This is a genomic window from Elusimicrobiota bacterium (assembly GCA_028718185.1).
GTDB lineage: Bacteria > Elusimicrobiota > UBA8919 > UBA8919 > UBA8919 > JAQUMH01.
Window position 1 is genome coordinate 1 of sequence record JAQUMH010000016.1, and the last position, 21,228, is coordinate 21,228.

A 21,228-nucleotide genomic window follows, 5' to 3' on the forward strand; every position below is an offset into this window, starting at 1 on the left:
ATCTACATATTCTGTTGTCCTGTATGCGCCGCCCTGATTATCCAGTGTAGTATCATAATATGCTTCATTCTGGCCTGAACCGGCGGACATCATATCAAAATTCTCTGCCTCTACTTTTGTGGGTGTGATAGTGCTGGTTGTTATCAGCCAGGGGATGCCTGCAGAATACGCTTGCTGGGTGCCGCCCCAGATATATCTTACTTTATCACCTGCTGTTGCACCCGGTGTGGTGTCGTTTGGCCACATTGTGGCGGATGTAGTAAGTCTGCCCTGTACGAATATACGCACGGAATGATTAACAGATTTAGCAAATTTAAGCTGGTCAAAAAATGCCTGGTTCCAGCATGTGGGACTGTTCCAATCCGGATACTTGACCTCGCAAGGGGTTGTAAGACCAGAATAATTTAAATATGTGCATGAAAACACTTCAAGATTTGGAAGCCGGTCCTTCCACGTCGTAATATCATAATTGGGATTTTGGTTGCCGTTTTGTATTTCATATGCGTTGAATAATTTGTTTGCATTGATATAAACTGTATCAATTCCTACTCCCCAAATAGCGCTATCAGAATTACTGGCACAATTGAACGACCACACAAATTCTTCAGGTTTATCGGTAGGTTTGTATTTAGCCACTACATTTTTGCACTTAGTGAAAAAACTATTAGTGAACGCACGCCATGCTGCACCGCCGTCATCCGAGCCGTTGTGGTCATGCGGTTCTTCCATTTCTATACCATCTAAAGTTGGATACCTCTGCAATATCCACTCCAAATCAGAAAGAAATTGATTCTGTATGGAAGGACTATTTTTAAAAGCATCCCAATCACCATCAGTATATTGACCTATTGAGGTAAAAAGATAAGTTTTAATACCCTTTGTATGTGCATAATCGATGCCTAATCCGATATAATCCGACGAACCACTTTTAACACCGGTTATATAGTGTGGCATTTGTGGATTAAAACCTGGTGAATATGAATCTGCACCATAGTATGCTGCCTTATCAATGTCGGCTTTATAATTAGACAAATCCACCCAGTTGTTTATTACTCCCCTTTTGAAGCTTAACGCAGCTGATAACGTTTCTGGTATAATAATGTTTATTAATATCAACCCTGTAAATAATAAAAATAATTTAATGTGTTTAGTCATAAAATTATATCAATATTATAGGGTTATAGAGTTTGTAGAGTTCTAGAGTTAAAACCCTAAAACACCATAACCCTATAACTCTTCTCTTACTTTATTAATCCTATTTTCCCCGTCTTCTTCTTTCCGGCACCATCTTCTATCTGGTAAATATATATTACTCCTCTGCTCACTTCATCTCCATCATTATTCTTCCCATCCCATTCTATTCAACCCAAATTATCATAATCTATCTCTTTGAGTTCCCTGACTGATCTGTCCCCATTGTTTTAAAATTATTCTTATGTTCTTGTGTTTATCCTTAAACTTTCATTTAGGGATTGTGTTCTCGGTCAGTGCGGTTGCTCCGACCTCCGAACACAAAAAAAAAGCTAATTAGGAAACAAGATAATCACTTAATTAAGTTTTTTTAAACCTAATTAACTAATTCTCTAATTCTCTAATTAACTTCTTTGTTTTCGGTAACCTCGCTGGCTTGATAGTCCGGTCTTAGCCACAAGCGGTTTATCACAAAGCGGTTTACACGCTTGTGATTTTCTTACTTGTGGTTTGTTGTTTTTCGGTAACCTACCCGGCTCTTTATCTTAGCCCTTGGTTTTGCGAACTCATCAAGGTTTCCCTTGAGCAGCCTTTTCGGATTAGTGCTCGAAGTTCGGAGCTACTGCACCGAACGAGAACACAATCCCGATCACATATTCAGTTATAAATAAGAATCGGGTTAGTGCTCGGAACTCGGACCTACCGCACCGAACGAGTCTATGCGCGGAAGTCGGAGCAACTGCACCGACTGAGCACATGATCCCATAGTATTATGGGAAACACAACCCCGCAATAAGCGGGGTAAAACAATATTTAATCCTTTTTTCTCCTTTTTAACTACATAACGTGTTCTAAAATATTTTAATATTTCCGAAACTAACTTACATATTAATCAAACTGCTTCTTTTATATTATAAGGTAAAGTTTGAATTATGTCTATCGACTACTTGTGAATAGTTAACGACTACTTGTTGTAACGAAGTTTACGAGTTTATCCCGCTCTCACGGGAGCAGCCTTTTCGACTCTGTATTAAACTAATTGCACCACAAAATGGTGCAATTATATTTGATATTTTATCTTTGCTCAAAAATGATATTAACAAATTTAAGCTTTTTTAATAAAATTGAGTTTGTTTCTTCTTGCTCCTTATAACAGAAGTATAACGTATGAGGTAAAAATAGTCAATGGCGAAAACTGTTGTTTTTTTGTCTAAAACTGTGTTATGAAACATTATTGCTGCGGGAATATCAAAAGATATGATTTTAGCTTCAGCTTTGCCATTAAAAGTTATTTAACTTTAAAAATAACGTAGTAAAGACATAAAGACGGTGGGATAGCGGAATTGTGGAATTGTGGGATTGTGGGATAGCGGGATAGTAGAATCGTAGGGTCGTAGAATTAAAACCCTATAACTCTAAAACCCTATAACCCTATAACCCTATAACTCTAAAACTCTATAACCCTATAACCCTATAACTCTAAAACTCTATAACCCTATAACTTCAAAACTCTTTCTTCTCAACTTCGGACTGTTTTTCTCAATTTTAAATCTTTAATCTTTAATTTTTAATATCTTTGACCCCGGACATTGGACATCGGACCTCGGACAAAGAACTATTTGACTATTTTTATCTTCCTAATTATTCGCTCTATATATGTTCAAAAGATTTTTTATAAGCATCATTGTTGTCACTGCTCCGACTCCACCCGGGACAGGAGTAATGTAACCTGCAACATTTACCGCTTCATCAAAAGCTACATCACCAACTGTTTTCATTTTAGGTTTACCTGTTTTTTCATCAATTACAGGGTTACCGCTCGCATCCTTAACAGAAACTCTGTTTATTCCGACATCTATTACTATTGCACCTTCTTTTATCATATTACCTTTTACAAGACCCGCTTTGCCGACAGCGACAATTAATATCTCAGCCCTCTTTGTATGAGTAACTAAATCTTTTGTCGCAATGTGACAGACAGTAGGTGTTGCCGACTCTAAAAGTGAGGAAAGAAGCATAAGAGTTACCGGCTTACCTACTATTTCGCTATGACCTACGATGACAGCTTCTTTACCTTTAAGTTGTTCACCTGTTGCTCTTATACATTCAATAACAGATAACGCTGTACAGGGCGCAACAGCCAGTTTCACATCAGCATATAAAAGTTTACCGAGATTTACAGGCGAAAGTCCTTCAACATCTTTATTAGGTGGAATTGACATTTGAATATTTTTTGAATTTATTTTAGCAGGTAACGGCATCTGTAAAATAATACCGGTAACCTTTTTATCTTCTCCTATCTTTTTTATTTCAGAAATCAAGTCACTCTCAGAAATCTTCTCATCCAATTGAACAAGATTATAACCAATCCCCATTTCTTCGCAAGAAGCTTTCTGGTTCTTAATATAAACACGGCTTGCAGGATTGTCCCCGACCTGCACCGCGACAAGAACAGGCTTTTCCGATAGTTTGCCGAGTTCCACCTTTAATTCCGCCTTTATCCCTTCCGCTATCTTGTTCCCGTCAATAACCTTCGCACTCATTGTTCCCCCTGAACTTTTCTAATATTTTATCAAAATTAAATGAAAAATTATAGCTTTGAACGATTTAGAGACATTTAGACGAATAAACCGTTAAAAAATTTCAATGTTTGAACGACCCTGAACCAGTATCGGTTCAGGGGAGTGAGTTTTGAAATTTTAGGTTTATTAGTCGTTAAAAATGTCTCGTCTAGTGAAAACTATAATTTTTCACATTAGCGCAGTTTTTTTAATATTTTTTCTATTTCTTCAAATGCATCTTTCATCATCTTTTCATATTTTGGTTTTGTTTCTTTTACAAAATCAACATCTTCAATAAATTTAAGATTTATATCTATGTTGAATTTTGCAGATTCTATTCCGGCACGTAAAATAGATACACCGCACGCAACATCGCTCAAAAGATTTTTATTCCCTATTTCCGAAAGCCGTTCGGCAAAAGGTAAAACTTCAATACATATCTTAAAAATCTTGCAAGGCACAGATAACGAATTTTTTAATGATAACTGTATTTCTTCTTTTCTTTTTGTTATCTCATCTGTGGTATTTTTAGGAAGTTTATAAGAATTGGAAAGAACCGTATATGCTTTAACGTCTTCATCAATCAGGGCTGATAGCTGGGAATTGAAAATTGAGAGTTCGAATAATATTTTTTTTAATTCATCCTGGTATTGTTCATAACCCTTTTTGTCAATTGTAAAATTAGCAACCATCAAAATACAGGATACTCCCGTAGTAGAAACCAAAGCAGCAGCACTCCCGCCACCTGGTGCCGGCAGTTTCGCAGATAAGTCATCTAAATATTTTTTTATAGAAGAATCGAGATAGTTCATATAATAAAAAATCAGTATTGAGTAGATAGTAGTTAGGTTTTAGGAAAAAATTTATAGATTAAATCTCTTAGTCTCCTTATTTTAAGGTCTTTATCCGTCTCTTTATGACTTCGGACATCGGACATCGGACTTTGGACATCTTATACTTAATCTTCAATCTTAGTTCTTAATTCTATTTTTTACAATCCTGCCAGTTCAAGAATTTTCGGAACCTTATCATCCCAACCGAGCGGCATTAAATGTACACCCTGGCAATAAGGCTTGAGTTCTTTTATAAGTTTTGCGGCGATTTCCATTCCCGTCTGACCTGATTTTGTTTTTTCTTTATCTTTCCTGAGTTCTTCGATTAAGTTATCAGGGACATGAATACCTGCTACATTTTCATTCATAAATTTTGCCATACCTACAGTTTTTAAAACAACTATTCCAACCATCACTGGCACACCAAAACCCTTTACTTTATCCATAAACTTGATGAATTTATCTACTTCATATACTGCCTGGGTTTGGAAGAACTCCATTCCTGCTTTTACTTTTCTTTCCATTTTGCTTATCTGGGAGTCAAGATTATCCGAACAAGGCGACACTACCCCGCCGATACAAAATTTGGGCGGTTCGCCGTCCAATTTGTTCCCCGCTAAATCAACACCCTGTTCAAGACGCTTTACAGTATATGCCAGTGAAATCGAGTCCAAATCAAATACAGGTTTAGAATCCGGATGGTCTCCAAGCTTATTGTGGTCGCCGGTCAGCAACAGTAAATTTTCTATTCCGAATGTCGCAGCACCGAGGATATCCGACTGTAACGCCAGCCTGTTCCTGTCACGGCAAGTTATCTGGAAAACAGGTTCCATACCTCTATCTTTTATTAATTTTGATACAACAAGCGGACTTAACCTCATAACTGACGACTGGTTATCAGTAACATTTATCGCACTTACCTTATCTTTTATTATTTCAGTTTCATGTAAAAGTTTATCTACCTGCCACCCTTTAGGCGGTCCTACTTCAGATGTAACAACAAACTTCCCGTCATCAAACAATTTTTTTAATTTCATTTTTCCTCTCTCCCACTCTTTATGCTTTCTATTGAAATTATTTTATTACTAGAAAATTATGGTTTTGAAAGATTTAGATGTTTTTAGCTTAAAAAATCGTTGAGAAATTGCTATGTTTGACGAACGAAGTGAGGAGTTTAGCAATTTCAGATTTTTTAAGCGTTAAGAAAACATCGTTTAGTGAAAAACCATAATTTTTAAGTATATTTTTACGGTATTATTTTAAAATCGTGCAGATGTATCTTTTCGTCAAGAACGCAATTTTTATCTTTCATCTTCTCAGATTTTTTAAATATTTTCTCCCAGCCGCAATCCATTTCTTTATCCACTTCACATTTACCGTTTTTCACACCGCCGCACTGTCCGTTTAATAAACTTTTTGAGCAAGACGTTATAGGACAAATAGCACAGGTATAATTCAGATGACATTTTCTGCACTGGGCACAATTAGGTTCCGTGGCTGTCAATCCCTGAAAACCATTTACATATAAGGTATCGCACCCGGCATAAACCTTTTTACCTTTAATTTTTAATTCAGTATTGTTATACAACATTTCCGAAAAACTTTGAACCCCTACACCACAGGAGAAAATTAATAACATCTCTGCATTCTCAATCTGTTCTTTACATTTATTTATATATTCCTTTGAATACTCATGATTACACAAGTAGTCCTGTAAAACATAATTTATACTATTCTCCTGTAAAAACTTTTGTATCTCATCAAACGGATAAACTACTTCCTTGCAACCGTAACATTGAATGACAAAAATGCTCTTTTTTTCTTTTAAGAACGCCAATATTTCTTCTTTAGGTTTTATTTCAGTAATTAACATATAATTTTAGCCCTTTCAATTAAAAATCCTATAATCCCACTCAACTCTTTACTTCTCTTGCTTCTTTTTTCATTTCTTTTATATTATCTATCAGCGGCAATTTTGACGAGCAGATATATTCACAGCAACCACACTCTATACAATTAGTCGCACCATGTTTACTTTTACTATTTAAAATATCCAGTCCGGTATTATCCAATTCTGCCTTAACATTCTGCGATTTAGAATTTTTATAATACCAGTAATAAAGGGGATATAATTCCATCGGGCACACATCAACACATCTTCCGCATTTTATACAACTTCGCTCCGAACTCAATTTAATATCCGGTTTCTTTGTTACCAATAAACTGGTAGTCCCTTTTATAACAGGAACTTCTAAGCTTTTCTGTAATAATCCCATCATAGGACCACCCATTTTCAAAACATAATCGCCGTCTTTCAAGTCAGCTCCGCAATAATCCAATATTTCACTTACAGGGGTCCCTATTTTAACCTCAAGATTTAATTTGTTTTTTATCTTTTCACCGGTAACCGTTACGATACGTTTAATAAGCGGCAAACCGTTTACTACTGCATTATATACGGCAAAACTCGTCCCTACATTATTCACAACAACCCCGACATCAAGCGGTAGTCCTCCGAGCGGAACATCTTTACCTGTGACTTTTTTTATCAGCATCCTTTCAGAACCTTGTGGGTATTTGGTGGGTAATTCTGCAATTTCTATTGCTGAAGTTAAATTTAAATTATTTATTGTTTTCTTGACTGCTTCAATCGCTTGTGGCTTATTAGTCTCTATTGCAATATATCCTTTTTGCAATCCCAGAATTTTCATCAATATCTTCATCCCACCAACTATTTCTTCAGGATGTTCAATCATCAATCTATCATCTGCAGTAACATATGGCTCGCATTCACAACCGTTTAATATCAAAGTATCAATCGGTTTTGGAGATTTAAACTTAACATATGTCGGGAATTGAGCGCCGCCAAGCCCTACAATACCTTTATCACGGATAATATCAATTAAATTGTCTTTAGATAATTTTTCGTATTCTTTATTCGCTTTAACTGATTCATGATACTCGTTTTTACCGTCAGCTTTTATTGTTATGGTAGTAACACCGGAAGGAATTACAGGATGGGGCTTTGTTTCGATAGCCGTAACTTTACCACTTACACTTGAATGTACCGGTGCCGAAATAAACGATTTTGAATCGCCAATTTTCTGACCGACTTTTACAACATCCCCAACCTTGACCAGCGATTCACAAACTGCTCCCGTATGCTGTGAGAGTGGTATTTCAACCGTTTCCGGCTCAGGAAATTGCTGGATTGGTTTTTCAGATGTGTATTCCTTGTTTTCAAACGGGTAAACACCGCCGTAAAAATTCCGGGAACGTTTTTCCCGCACTGCTGTATTGTATTTATTGGATATCTTGAAATTTACTCTATTGTATTTATGGAATTGTACCGGCAACTCCCAGAAATTGAATTCCGTCACTTTTAATCTTTGATTAATTTTTTCCCAGCCGCAGTCTTTATCCTTTGATACTTCGCACTTGCCGTTTTTAGCACCTCCGCAAGGACCATTCACTAGTTCTTTAGTGCAATTAGTTATCGGGCATATTCCCTGGGTCGCGGTAAGGAAACATGTTGCACACCCCGCACATTTATTATTATATAAAGCAATCCCATGCTGACCCTCCTGGGGAATAGTATCCGCAACAGCATAAACAGGCTTGTCCTCAAGAAAATTAGCAACCGTTTGAATACCTACTCCGCAAGAAAGAACTAACACATTATCAGATTTCTTCAGACCATCTTGAAAACCGGATTTTCTAATATCTAAATGATGTCTATTACATAAAAAATCTATTGTTTCGCATTCAACAACATTCTTACCGTTCTCTTTAAGTATGGGGTAAAGTTCTTTGCAATCTTCCGGTATAACACTGGCAAATTCCTTGTAGCATTTTCCGCAGACAAAAACAAACAGATTATCTTTGTCCTTAATCAATTCAACAATTTCTTCCTTGGGCTTTAATTTATATTTAGTATAGTCTAAAAGTTTTTCCATTATTTTTTAAAACAATCCTACAATTTTTCCGTCTTTATCCAAATCAACTTTAGTTCCTGCGGGAACTGACGGTAGTCCCGGCATTGTTCTCATTTCTCCGCATAGAGGATACAAGAAACCTGCGCCGATGGATGCGCGGATATCTTTTATCGGAATCCTGAAACCTTTCGGTCTTCCTTTTAATTTTGGGTCATGTGATAGCGATAAATGTGTTTTTGCCATACATATTGGAAGTTTGTCATAGCCAAGTTTTGTATAAAGCTCGATTTTCTTCTCTGCTTCAGGAAGATAGTCAACACCATCTGCTCCATAGATTTTTGTCGCTATTGTTTCTATCTTTTCTTTGATTGGCCGGTCAAGTTCATACAGGAACTTAAAGTCGGTTTTCTTTTCGCATGCTTTTACAACTGCTGTTGCAAGTTCCATTCCGCCTTCCCCGCCTTTTTCCCATACCTCGCTTAAAACAGCGTCATCAGCACCTGCTTTAATCGCTCTTTCCCTGACCATTTCTATTTCCTTATCAGTATCATATGTGAATTTATTAATTGCAACGACTACCGGAACGCCGAACATTTTAGCATTTTCTATATGCTTCTCAAGATTGCAAATTCCGCCTTCAACAGCGGGCAGGTTTTCTTTAATAAGTCCCTCATCCAGAGGTTTGCCTGCAACAACCGTGAATTTCCCGGAATGCATTTTCAAAGCGCGTATAGAACAGACAATTACCACGCAATTCGGAACAAGCCCTGAATACCTGCATTTGATATCCATAAACTTTTCCATACCGCAATCAGCGCCAAACCCGGATTCAGTAACAACATAATCGGCAAGTCTTAAAGCTATCTGGTCGGCAATTATGGAATTATTACCATGTGCAATATTAGCAAAAGGACCCGCATGGACAAAACAAGGCGTATGTTCCGTTGTCTGTAAAAGATTTGGTTTGATAGCATCTTTCATAAGAACAGCCATAGAACCAGCAACCTGTAAATCTTCAGTAGTAACCGGTTTACCATCAGGAGTAAATGCAACAACAATCCTTCCCAACCGTTCTCTTAAATCTTTAAGTGAAGTAGTAAGTGCCAAAATTGCCATTACTTCAGATGCAACTGAAATATCAAATCCTGAATCACGCGGGATACCGTCATCTTTTGTTCCTAATCCTATTTTAATATTTCTTAAAGCCCTGTCAGATACATCTACCACGCGCCGCCATAAAATATTGTTCATATCTATATTAAGCTTATTGCCTTTATGAAGAGAATTATCCACAAATGCAGCGCATAAGTTATGTGCGATTGAAACAGCATGAACATCACCGGTAAGATGTAAATTAAAATCTTCCATAGGTAAAACCTGCGAATAACCGCCGCCTGCAGCACCGCCTTTAATTCCAAAAACCGGTCCCAATGAAGGCTGCCTGATAGCGGTAATAATCTTTTTACCTATTTTAGCCAGCCCTAACGACAATCCGATTGTCGTTACTGTTTTACCTTCGCCAAGCGGTGTAGGAGTAATCGCAGTTACATCAATATATTTTCCGCATTTTTTATTTTTCAGCCGTTCAAGAATTTCGAGTTTTATTTTTGCTTTGTTGTCACCATATAATTCCAACTCATTTCTTTTAATCCCTATTTTTTTAGCAATATCAATAATAGGTTTAAGCTTTACTGCCTGGGCTATTTCAATGTCGGAAGGAACAGATACTTTTTTATTCATATTTTATTACCTCTCTATAAAAATTATACGAAAATAATTTATTATGTCAACTACAAAAACCGGTTAGGTAATGACGCTTGACTTTTCATAAGTGAATTTGTATACTATCAAAAGAAAAATCATAATTCCATGAATGAAAATAAAGAAAAAAAAGTTGTAGAAGATTTGGAACAAGAAAGTGAAATTTGGGTGCGGGAAGGATTAATTTCTGAAGAACAGCGCACGAAAATTATCATACATTATGATTCAACCCCACAGGTTCCTATACAGAGACAGCGTCTAACCACTATAATTGCTACTCTTGGTTCACTTCTTATAGGCATCGGGATAATTCTGTTTTTTGCAAGCAATTGGGATAAAATCTCACCTTTTCATAAAATGATTCTCCTTCTTATTGCCTTATTGGGAAGTTATCTGGTTGGTTACAGGCTTTCTATAAAAGATTATCCTAATATATCACTTGCCTTTTATTTCCTAGGAAGTATTATCTATGGTTCAAATATATTTTTAGTAGCACAAACTTATAATATTCAATCTCATTGGCCAAATGGGATATTATGGTGGGGAATAGGTGTTTTACCTTTAGCATTAATACTTTCTTCCAGAGCAATAACTACTTTAACTTTACTTGTTTTTTCTTTTTGGTTGGGTTCGGAACTTTGTTTTGGAATTAATATTTCCGATGATAAGGGAATCTTTCTTTACGGTATAGCATATGGCCTTTGGGGATGCGGACTTATGGGAATAGGTTATTTATTTGAGCGTATATCCCAATTTGAAAAAATTTCCAGAGTTTTTCAGAAAATTGGTCTTTTCCTGATATTTGCAGGACTTTATCCTTTCTCGTTTCGTAGCAAATATGCCAAAGTTCAATCCGGACTTTTAATGGAAACTTTCGATAGAAACCCTTTCTTCTTAAAATTGTCTATTATCTTAACAATTATATCTATTTTTTCTGTTATATCTGTATATTTAAAAAAAACTGGGAAGAAAGAAATATCTTTAAGCATATGGCTTCTTATATCAGTCACATTGATATGGCTTGTTGGTTTTCTTCTTCCGCCTTTAACAATTCTGACGGCTATTTTATCAAACATCATTTTATTTATAGGGATTATTTCAATTATTTTTATTGGCTATCTAAATCGGCACGCTTTTTGTGTAAATATTGGACTTCTTTTTTTTGCTGCACTTGTGATTGGGAGATATTTTGATTTTGCATGGGAATATATGGAAAGGTCGGCGGCTTTTACTGTAGGAGGGCTGCTTCTTTTACTTATGGGTTTTGCTCTTGAAAGAAGTCGTCGTAAACTTTTAAACTGGAACTTAAAGAAATGACACGTACAAGAATTATAACATTCTGGTTAATAGCAGGCTTTCAAATAATCATCGTATTAGTTATGGTCGGTCTTAAACAATCTATTGTTTTATATGGAAAAACAATTATTCTAAAATCTCAACCTGTTGACCCGCACTCACTTTTTCAGGGTGATTATGCACAGCTTTCATATGCTATCAACACAGTAGAAATTCAAAAGTCTACAGGAACATCATACGATAGGGGTGATAAAATTTACACAGAACTTGCCCTTTCGGGAACTTTTTGGAACTTTGTTTCTGTTCATTCTGAAATTCCTGAATCACTTTCTGACGACCATGTAATATTAGAAGGAATCGTTAAGTATCAAAGTCAGCACTCAGGTTATCCTGTTTCTGAATTAAAAGACTTTTCAAACCCTGGTTGGTTAAATATTCAACCTGCAACAGCCACTTGGCGACAGAATTGGAGTTGGGGTCCTTTTGGTCGTCAGGATGGGTTATGGTATAATTATGGAAGAAAGGGACTATCTGAAGGAACAAGTGTATTTATCTATCTTTATTCATATGATGATGGAAAATCTTGGAATTTTAGTCAGATTTCTGAAAGTTCTACTACTATACACTCCCAGTATGCTTATAATATAATCCTTTCAGGGAAACTTGGTCCATATAAGGAACAAAATTATCTTAGCGTAAATTATGGTATAGAATCATATTTCATCCCAGAAGGGAAAGGTAGAACATACGAACGGGGTGGATTAGACGTAGAAATTGCAGTAAATCGTAAGGGTAAATCTGTAATAAAAAATATTATTTTACTACAATAAGTTTTTTCTATGCTAAAAGTTCTCTTTTTTGATGGGATTAGAACCTATACCCAATCCTTAGTAGGCAGTCTAAATTAAAACGAGTTATAATTATTAATCGCGATTTAATTTTTTAAGTTTATCAGGGAGGACAAAATGGCATTTAAAAAACCTTATGAAACTCTTCAGGAAATCCAATCATCCGGTTGCGTACGGGTAACTTTAGGACTCGATGTCCGGCTTATTCAGGGCTTTATGGCAGGCGCATTTATAGCTCTTGGTAGTCTGATAGCAATAGTTGTAGGCGGGGGCGTTCCGGGGATAAAAGAAGCAAATCCGGGATTACAAAAATTTATTTTCGGAAGCTTGTTCCCCGTAGGTTTAATACTTGTAGTCATTACGTCCGCAGAGTTATTCACCGGGAATGTCGGATGTATTGTTCCCGGAGTACTATCCAAAAAAATACACTGGTTAGATGGATTAAAAAACTGGTTTTGGGTTTATATAGGGAATTTCATAGGCTCTATTTCTTTTGCATACTTTCTCGTCTATCTTACCGGCATCCTGGGCAAAGAACCATGGCTTAGTTCAGTTATAGCAATATCTGAAAATAAGATTTCACAAGATTTCACAACTCTTTTTTTCAAGGGAGTCGGCTGTAACTGGCTCGTATGCTTATCGATATGGCTCGCCATAGCTTCTGATGATGTAGTAAGTAAAATGTTCGGTATATGGTTTCCTATAATGACATTTGTTACAGTAGGTTTTGAACACAGCGTTGCAAATATGTTTTTTGTACCGATGGGAATCATGCTCGGTGCAAACGTAACATGGGGACAGTTTTTTATAGTCAATCTTATCCCGGTTACCCTGGGAAATATTGTAGGCGGGAGTCTTTTCGTCGGTACAGTATATTGGTATCTTTACGGAAGGAATAAATAGAAAGTTACGCCCAATGACCTCGGGGCAACTATAATTAAATTGTAGTTTCACGCCCTCGGCGTGATAACATTGAAATTCCTATACATTAAATTAATGCCGACTCCACCACTAATACTTTGGCGGACAAGCAAGGTCGGCAACTACATCAACATTGTAATTGTAGTGGCAGAGCTTGCTCTGCCTGCATCTTTTAAATTCCAATATTATAAACGATTTCAGAATGACCCCACATTTTTACGGGGTTATTTTTTTCTGTATGCTTCAAGGTAAGAGTCACAATAAAGTTGTCTTCCAAGTAAAAGCTCCGCTGTTATCATTGCATCCATAAGTTCATTGTCAAGCGGATTCAAAATCGCAGCATCAAGTCCTGAAGCCAAAGCCATTACAAGAAACGTCCTGTCTACAAGCCCCCTGTTAAGACAACCCTGTGAAACATTTGACAAACCAAGAATTGTTTTCGGCGGCGGGTCACATATAAGTTTGCATTGTTTAATAGTTTCCAAAACAGCACGGGAATGGTCTTGAGCAACATTCACGGGTAGAATCACTGCATCAATATATAAATTTGTCGTTTCAATATTATGCTCCATACAAGAGGCAACTATATTTGCTGCTATTTCCATACGTGCTTCGGCATTTGCAGGAACTCCTGATTTTGTCATTGTAAGTGCAATTACATTTGCATTGTATTTCTTTACAAGAGGAAGCAGTAAATCCAATTTTTCCTTTTGCCCTGAAGTAGAATTAAGGAAAGAGCCGGGACCTGCAATTGATAACCCTTTTTCCATAACATCAATTTTTGTCGTATCAACAGCCAGAGGACACTTAGTTGTCTCTCTTATGGTTGTTATCAACCATTCCATATCTTTTAATGCTTCCATTGAAGCAGGACCTACATTGACATCCAAAACATTGGCACCGGCGTCAATTTGTTTCTTTGCAAGTTCCTGAATTATTGATTTATTTTTTTTCTGAATTGCCTCACTGACATTCTTAAACATCCCATTAATCTTCTCACCAATAATAAACATAAAAACCTCCCTTCAAATCCATTTTTCTCATTTTTTTCTTCATCCCTTACTAATGTTTATAGAAGAAAAAGTTACATTTTTACTTGAAAAAGATAACTATTAAAATTGTGTCAAAACTGGAGAAATCAAACTTATACCGTTATAACCATTCCGATATTTTTTCCTGTCAATTATATAAAATTGACGTATAACGCCTTTTTAAAAATAGAGCGCGATGGAAGTATCAAAATAGAGTGACGGAAACTTGGACTGCCAGAGCGTCATGAGATGGCGGATGGTATTCGTCGATCCCTCCTCCATAACATTAATCTGCTGTTTATATGTCTTCTTAAGAATATTCCAGTTGGCGGAAAGGTTCCAGCCGAATCTGGCCTGCGGCTTCCATTCCACTCCCGCACGGAGGAAAGGGGTGAAAAAATTGGTACTATCGGATGTTTGCGAGATATAGTAGTGGTGTCCTCCGGCGTAATAGGACGTTTCCGTTGCATTCTTAAATTCGGCCTGAGAATAAACAGAGTAGTTGCCGAGGCCGAGGCCGACGTTCGAGTTGAACACCATCGAAAGTTTGCCGGTCCGGCTAATGCTCCCCCGGATGAGGAATCCGGTGTAGTGAGCCGAGGTTGAAAAGGGCGCACCCATGTAATCCTTTTCGGTGATTAAACTTGTTCCGTTATTGCTGCCTAATCTTATGAAGGTGTAATCCATCTGGAACATATATTTAGGTTTGACCCAGTAACGTATGCCGAAGTTGAGGTTACCTTGTGATTTGTCCGGATTGATGGGTGTCAACGTCAGAAAATCGTAGGTCTGCGGTCCAGTTTTTACCGTGGGTGTCATCCCATAAACGCCTCCCAGGAAAATTCCTATAGCCTGATATTCTGGTACTAGTATAAGATAGGGAGCTGCTTCCTTGTCAAAGGTCTCAACTGGAACTTCTGTTATTTCAGAAGAGATCATCTCCGAGGTAACTGCGTCTACCAACTTCACTGTTATCTGGTAGGAACTCCCCAGTTTTATGACATTACCCATCACCAACAGTTTCGCACCCAGGATCTGTCCTATGCCTGCCGCGGTCTTTGAATCCACTGCACCAGATAGTCCCAGATTCTGCTCTTTCATGACGGTTTCAATCTGGGTGCGCTCCACCATCTTGAAGGTTCCAGTCTTAAGCAGGTAATAGGTCAGTATCTCGCCAGTGGCGAAATTTACTTTTTTCTTCTCCAGTTTTTCATCGGATTGCAGCGGGAAAACGGCAAGCGTAACGTCGGATAGGCCCTTGGCCGAAGCAGTATCGGCGAGCTTTTGGGATATCTTTTCAAGTTTAGGTTTAAGTTCGTCTGCGTGCAAAGCCAGCATAAGTGCAAGAAGCAGTAAGAAAACCGGCAAAATCTTTGAATATTTCATGTCTTATCCCTCCTGATTTTACTTTATATTTACCACTTTTTTATTATCCAGTCCAAAAAATACTTGGACAACGCTTCACATTTTCTATTTATCTATGTTTTCAATTATTTTTTGAACAACTTCCATTCAAACATTGAGTAATCATCGCAAATCTAAAATGCAACAATTATTGCAATTAACATGACATTATGATTTTACAAATATTTCATGAAATTGCACTGTTAGTTCTGGTATGGGGACAGGCATTAATTCCCCAAACATTTTGATTTTATATCTTTTTTACTATCTTTTATTTCTTTGTTTTCTTGATAGTGTGTTTAACTTTCAATACAGCAAGATTCAGTTCTATTGTTGTCTCTTTTTCACTCGTTGCCAGATTATCATCAAAAAGTTCACCAATAATTTTGCCACTCTTTTGAAGTAAATTTTGTTTTTGTTGTTCGTCTTGTACCGTTGTTAATGCTTTGATGTTTCGCGAAAGATTCCTAATTCTTGCAAAAGTTTAAATAATGTATATTGTCGTTTGGGTAGCTCTGTGGCTTTTCAAAATCGTGGCAAGCATATATAGTCCTTTTTCTGTAAATGCTTTAGGAATATACTTTACATGTTTTCCCCTACCCTGATTCTTTAAGGTCAAAAATTTTGACCTTAAAGCAGACCATTCTTCTTTATCTAATAAAATTAAATATCCTTTAGGAAATTTATCAGAATTATTAGATACTGCTTGATTTATCTCTTTTGTTTCTACATTATAAAGTTTTGCTACATCACTATCAAGAATTACTTTCTGTCCTCTTAATTCTATGATTTTGTTTTCAATTTCTATAAGTTTTTTATCTATCATTTTGTTCTCCTGTTCAATTTTATATTCCCATTCCCTTTAATTATAGACTTGAGAAGAAAATCTGGTAAAATCACTTCAAGTTTTCGATGCAATATTTCTGACGGATTATTGAGAAGTCAAACTTATCCTAAATACCCCATTTTCTTATCAATATCTAATTATCTAACAACGTCCCCTTTTTCCTGTCTCTTTTTTTCATAGAAGAATATTTGGGGATTAAATGGGAACAGGTACTAATTCCCTCTTTGGCAAAGCTTCGCTTTGCAGCTACCTTTCCTACTTTCTACTTCCCACTTGCCTTGCCAAAGGTTTAGTGTCAGTCAAACCCGCTAAAGTATTAGTGGTGGGGCGGGCTTTCTACTTCCCGCCTTTAACAAGTTCCATGGTCTCTTTTGCAATCAAAATCTTTTCATTTCTCGGAAGAACCAATATTTTTATTTTAGAATTTGTAACCCCTATTTCACCTTCAATGCCGATTGTTTTTTCGTTCTTCTTAGAATCAATTTTTATATCGAATTTTTCAAAACCTTCAAGTATTTTTTCTCTTATAAGAGGCGAGTTTTCTCCAATTCCACCCGTGAACGAAATCGCATCAATTTCTCCGTTCAAAAGAAAATAATAGCCGCCGAGATATTTTCTTGCTCTATAAACAAAAATATCTATAGCCAGTTTCGCCTTTTCATTGCCTTTTTCTGCTTCTTCGACAACTTCTTTCATTTTATTGCTAACTCCTGAAATTCCGAACGTACCACTTTCTTTATTAAGGCAAGTTTCAAGTTCACTTAACGACCAACCGCTTTTTAAAAGATACAGAAGAATACCCGCGCTTATATCACCGGGCCTGTCAGGCATTACAAGTCCTTCAAGCGGCGTAAAACCCATTGAAGTATCGATTGATTTTCCGTCCTTAATAGCACACACGCTACAACCTGCACCTAAATGAAAAGAAATCATTGTTGCAGTTTTTTTCTTCAGTATCTTTGCTGTTCTTTCTGCAATATATTTATGCGAAATTCCGTGAAACCCGTATTTCCTAATTTTATATTCAAGATACAAGCGTTCAGGCAGTGCATATCTAAAAGCGACCTCAGGTATCGTCTGATGAAACGATGTATCAAATACAGCTATATTTTTTTTACCCGGAAAAAGTTTTTCAGATGCTTCTATCCCCATAAGATTATAAGGATTATGAACCGGGGCAAGCTCAAAATCTTTGTAAATTTCTTTTTTTACATTTTCATCAATTATAACAGAAGCTGTAAATGTCCAACCACCATGAACAACTCTATGCCCTATGGCAGAAATATCATCTTTTGAATTAACACATCCACATTTAGAATTTGTTATTATTGATATAATCCATTCGAGTCCTTTTTGATGGTCAAGAATCGGTTGAACAATCTTTTCTATCTTTCCATTTACCGTACGTGTTAGTATAGCTTGCTCAAATCCAATATTTTCTAAAATACCTTTACATATTTCTTTTTCTTCCGGCATTTCGAAAATTTCATACTCAATCGAATAAATCCTACTGCTCAAAACAAGTATTTTCACTGTATACCTCCATTATTAACGCTAATTGTCGCAAATTATTCGCGTGTATTCGCGTTGTTCCTCTTTATTCGCCTTTTATTCGCGTTTATTTCTCTAATCTTTTTATATAATTTTTAACTTCTTTAACTGCTTTTGGATGATTCATCACAAGAATATCGCAACCTGACTGAAGATAACCGATAGCAGTTGTTACTTCCCATAAAATTCCTCTTTTTGACAGAGGTCCCCATTCCGGTTTTTCAGATTCATCTGCTTTGCATTCTTTTATCTTCCATGTTTCCTGACCGACAAGCGTAATTATAGGTTGTGACATCATTTTGTCGTTTGATAATGCTGCTAACCGTGTTCTTTCAATTATAGTGTAACAATACTCAAATCCATAACCAATACCACCGGTACTGGGATGAATAACTATCCTGTCAGACCCGAAACCCATATCACTTATTAAAATATTCAGCTGTTTCTCAAGATTTATGTCAAGCGGCGTCTCTGCTATTAAAGAATGTCCTCCTGATTGTGCCGCAGCGGTAAATGTTTTATAGTTTTCTTTTGCGGCCATACCAATAAGGCAATTTTCGCCTTTTGCCGCCTGTGACACATCCATTATAATTGAAGAATCCTTTTCATTATTCCCGCAACCGATAATTATCAAAGGAAGTGTTGTCGCCGATAAAACATCTTTTACTGTTTTTGAAACATCAGCGGCTGAAGCATTTTTACCGTCCGGGTCCGCGCTTTTAAGTCGCAGGCATATTAAATCACAACCGCTCTCTTCGCATTTCTTCGCCCATTGAGAAGGATTTTTCAGGACATCCCCGTATTCGTTTTTAAGAACATCGGGCCATTCAGCCGGTTCTTCATCCCACACTTCCATAGCAACTACCGGCGAATTAGGAATTGTCCCTTCAAAATATAAAAATGGAAGCGTGTTAAGCCCGCCTATCTTCACTTTTTTTGAACGAGTCCCCCCTTCTTCTTTTGTCGCCCCTATAGTTAATTCATAAACCTTACCCGCCCACTTTTCAATAACTTTATCCATTTAACACCTCACTAATAACACATCACGAATGTTATCACGAATTGTCACGAATAAAGTCAAAGTTGTCATTCGTGTTTATTCGTGATGTTTGCCTTTATTCGTGATTCCCTATTCGCGATTTTACATTAGGGAATAAATCCATATCCGTATGCGGTAAAAACAGGGATGCTGTATAATTATTCATAAATTCGGAATTCTCGCTTAAATCAATATACGTCATTTTTTGCGCAAGTTCTTCCGCTTTTTTCATAGCATCCTGGGACAGAAGACACATCTTGGCGCCGGTTATGGAACCATTACCTATAAATATAAACTTTTCTTTCGGCAAATCCGGCAGAAGACCTATCATAATTGATTTTTCAATATCAAGTGCATTACCAAGCCCGCCTGCAATAATTACACGGTCAAGATTATTAAAATCAAATCCCATTTTTTTAATTAAAACCTCAGCACCGGAAAATATCGCTCCTTTTGAATGAATAAGGTTTTTTATATCTGCCTGCGTTATTGAAATTTCTGATGTTACGAAAAATTCTACTTCCTCATCGGTTTTCTTTAAATATTTTGAAGACTTTTGTATAAATTCGCCTGATTTATCAATAATTCCTTTTTTAAAAAGTTCTGCAATTATAGAAATTATACCTGCTCCGCAGATACCTATCGCTTTTTCATTATTGATTATTTTTATTTTTATTTTATCATTATTCAATTCAAAACTTTCGATTGCACCTGATTGTGCTCTTATCCCGTTTTTTATACCCCCGCCTTCAAAACAGGGACCCGCAGAAGTGGAGCAGCATACAAGAAAATCCTTATTTCCTAAAACAACCTCGCCATTTGTACCCAAATCAATAAAAAGCGTCAGTCCCGAAGAACTGTTGATTCCGCTTGCCAAAACCCCCGCTGTTATATCCCCGCCTATGTATGAAGAAATATTCGGAAGGGTTGCCAAAAGCCCTCTTGGATTTATTTTTATCCCTGCTTCCGATGCACGAATAACAGGGAACGAATTGGCCACCGGAATATACGGAGACCGCCTGATGTTTGACGGGTCTACTCTTAATAGAAGATGTATCATCGTAGTATTTCCCGCGCAAACAACACAGTTAATATCGTTAAGCGATATTTTATTTTCAATTACATGCGAAATAATTAAATCATTTATTACATCAACAACTGAGTGATGTAAACGGTCCAAACCTGCCGGGTCTTCTGCATGAATTATTCTTGTAATTACATCTTCACCAAAAGAAACCTGCGGATTATAAATTGCTTTTGCAGAAAGAACGTCCTGGTTGTTTAAATTAACAAGATAGGTAACAATTGTAGTCGTTCCGATATCAACTGCAATGCCGTAATTTTTATTTGATGTATCAGACGGTTCGACAAGAACAATTTCAGTTGTGCCGTTCCTATTGCCAAGCGTTACGGTAACCTTAAAACCAGTTGACCTTAGAAGCAAAGGGAGTTTCTTTATATTTGAAAGCCCCATCTGCATAACCAGATTATCTATTCCCTTTTTCCTTATCTCTCTTAATATTCTTTCTAAATCAGCTGTTGAATCATCAATTGATGGTTTAGGTAATTCAAGATATAACTTGGCTAAAAATGGACTATGCTTAAAAATATTCTCTTTAAAGACCTCGGTTTTTATATCAGCGGGTTCCGCCGGTGTGAAAATATTAGTAACTGTTCCTTTTGTTAAAATTTCAGCTTTTCCAACCCGGGCTTCTTCAGGAATAAATACTTCCATATGCCCTTTGCAATTCGTCCTGCAGGCAAGAACATACCCGTCTTTTTTTTCTTTTTTAGTGAGCGCCGGTGAATCAGTAACAACTTCGCCTTTTGTAACTTTGACCTTGCACTTCCCGCAAACACCCTCACCGCCGCAGGAATTATAAATCTGTATACCCGCCATCATAGCAGCAGTAAGCAAATCCGTCCCCTCTTGTACAGATACAACTTTGTTATAAGGTAAAAATTTTATTTTACACACCATAAATCGTGTTATAGCGTTCATCGGGTTGT

Annotated in this window: 15 protein-coding genes and 1 pseudogene; 3 read left to right on the forward strand and 13 right to left on the reverse strand. The window is 36.8% G+C overall.

What is annotated here, in order from left to right:
• The 7 genes from PHE88_11475 to PHE88_11505 all read right to left on the reverse strand — a co-directional run.
• The coding region (locus tag PHE88_11475) for a hypothetical protein (GenBank protein ID MDD5688437.1) at positions 1-1,155 on the reverse strand (1,155 nt) is incomplete at its 3' end.
• 1,673 nt (positions 1,156-2,828) lie between these two features.
• Positions 2,829-3,734, reverse strand: coding sequence for a bifunctional 5,10-methylenetetrahydrofolate dehydrogenase/5,10-methenyltetrahydrofolate cyclohydrolase (locus PHE88_11480; protein ID MDD5688438.1), 906 nt, complete (start codon positions 3,732-3,734; stop codon positions 2,829-2,831).
• A gap of 212 nt (positions 3,735-3,946) precedes the next feature.
• Positions 3,947-4,564, reverse strand: a complete 618-nt coding sequence (locus tag PHE88_11485) for a cyclodeaminase/cyclohydrolase family protein (protein ID MDD5688439.1) — start codon at positions 4,562-4,564, stop codon at positions 3,947-3,949.
• Positions 4,565-4,743: 179 nt separating this feature from the next.
• Positions 4,744-5,622, reverse strand: a complete 879-nt coding sequence (locus tag PHE88_11490; GenBank protein ID MDD5688440.1) for a methylenetetrahydrofolate reductase — start codon at positions 5,620-5,622, stop codon at positions 4,744-4,746.
• A gap of 209 nt (positions 5,623-5,831) precedes the next feature.
• Positions 5,832-6,458 carry a methylenetetrahydrofolate reductase C-terminal domain-containing protein gene (locus tag PHE88_11495; protein ID MDD5688441.1) on the reverse strand — a complete coding sequence of 209 codons (627 nt, stop codon included), beginning with the start codon at positions 6,456-6,458 and terminating at the stop codon, positions 5,832-5,834.
• Between the two features lie 40 nt (positions 6,459-6,498).
• Entirely contained in the window at positions 6,499-8,541 is a 2,043-nt protein-coding gene (rsxC, locus tag PHE88_11500) for an electron transport complex subunit RsxC (GenBank protein MDD5688442.1), read from the reverse strand.
• Between the two features lie 6 nt (positions 8,542-8,547).
• Positions 8,548-10,260: a formate--tetrahydrofolate ligase gene (locus tag PHE88_11505; protein ID MDD5688443.1), complete on the reverse strand. Its 1,713-nt coding sequence runs from the start codon at positions 10,258-10,260 to the stop codon at positions 8,548-8,550.
• A 129-nt stretch (positions 10,261-10,389) separates the two neighbouring features.
• Here PHE88_11505 and PHE88_11510 point away from each other — a divergent pair, with 129 nt between their 5' ends.
• The 3 genes from PHE88_11510 (at position 10,390) to PHE88_11520 (ending at position 13,328) form a co-directional block, all read left to right on the forward strand.
• The gene (locus PHE88_11510; GenBank protein ID MDD5688444.1) at positions 10,390-11,598 is read left to right on the forward strand and encodes a DUF2157 domain-containing protein; all 1,209 of its coding nucleotides are present in this window, start codon (positions 10,390-10,392) and stop codon (positions 11,596-11,598) included.
• Positions 11,595-12,407: a GDYXXLXY domain-containing protein gene (locus PHE88_11515; GenBank protein MDD5688445.1), complete on the forward strand. Its 813-nt coding sequence runs from the start codon at positions 11,595-11,597 to the stop codon at positions 12,405-12,407. Before PHE88_11510 ends, PHE88_11515 begins: the two co-directional genes overlap by 4 nt.
• A gap of 135 nt (positions 12,408-12,542) precedes the next feature.
• A complete protein-coding gene (locus PHE88_11520; protein MDD5688446.1) occupies positions 12,543-13,328 on the forward strand; it encodes a formate/nitrite transporter family protein in 786 nt (261 codons plus the stop codon).
• A 242-nt stretch (positions 13,329-13,570) separates the two neighbouring features.
• Here the strand turns inward: PHE88_11520 and PHE88_11525 are convergent, their stop codons facing one another.
• From PHE88_11525 to PHE88_11550, 6 genes and pseudogenes are all read right to left on the reverse strand, one after another.
• Positions 13,571-14,359, reverse strand: a complete 789-nt coding sequence (locus tag PHE88_11525; protein MDD5688447.1) for a dihydropteroate synthase — start codon at positions 14,357-14,359, stop codon at positions 13,571-13,573.
• A gap of 198 nt (positions 14,360-14,557) precedes the next feature.
• Positions 14,558-15,763, reverse strand: coding sequence for a CsgG/HfaB family protein (locus tag PHE88_11530; protein MDD5688448.1), 1,206 nt, complete (start codon positions 15,761-15,763; stop codon positions 14,558-14,560).
• Positions 15,764-16,052: 289 nt separating this feature from the next.
• Positions 16,053-16,607, reverse strand: a pseudogene (locus PHE88_11535) (ORF6N domain-containing protein).
• A gap of 357 nt (positions 16,608-16,964) precedes the next feature.
• The gene (locus tag PHE88_11540; protein ID MDD5688449.1) at positions 16,965-18,161 is read right to left on the reverse strand and encodes an acetate kinase; all 1,197 of its coding nucleotides are present in this window, start codon (positions 18,159-18,161) and stop codon (positions 16,965-16,967) included.
• A gap of 85 nt (positions 18,162-18,246) precedes the next feature.
• Complete coding sequence (locus tag PHE88_11545) at positions 18,247-19,200, reverse strand: acetyl-CoA decarbonylase/synthase complex subunit delta (GenBank protein MDD5688450.1); 954 nt, start codon at positions 19,198-19,200, stop codon at positions 18,247-18,249.
• Positions 19,201-19,294: 94 nt separating this feature from the next.
• Positions 19,295-21,199, reverse strand: coding sequence for an ASKHA domain-containing protein (locus PHE88_11550; protein MDD5688451.1), 1,905 nt, complete (start codon positions 21,197-21,199; stop codon positions 19,295-19,297).
• Between the last annotated feature and the right edge of the window lie 29 nt (positions 21,200-21,228).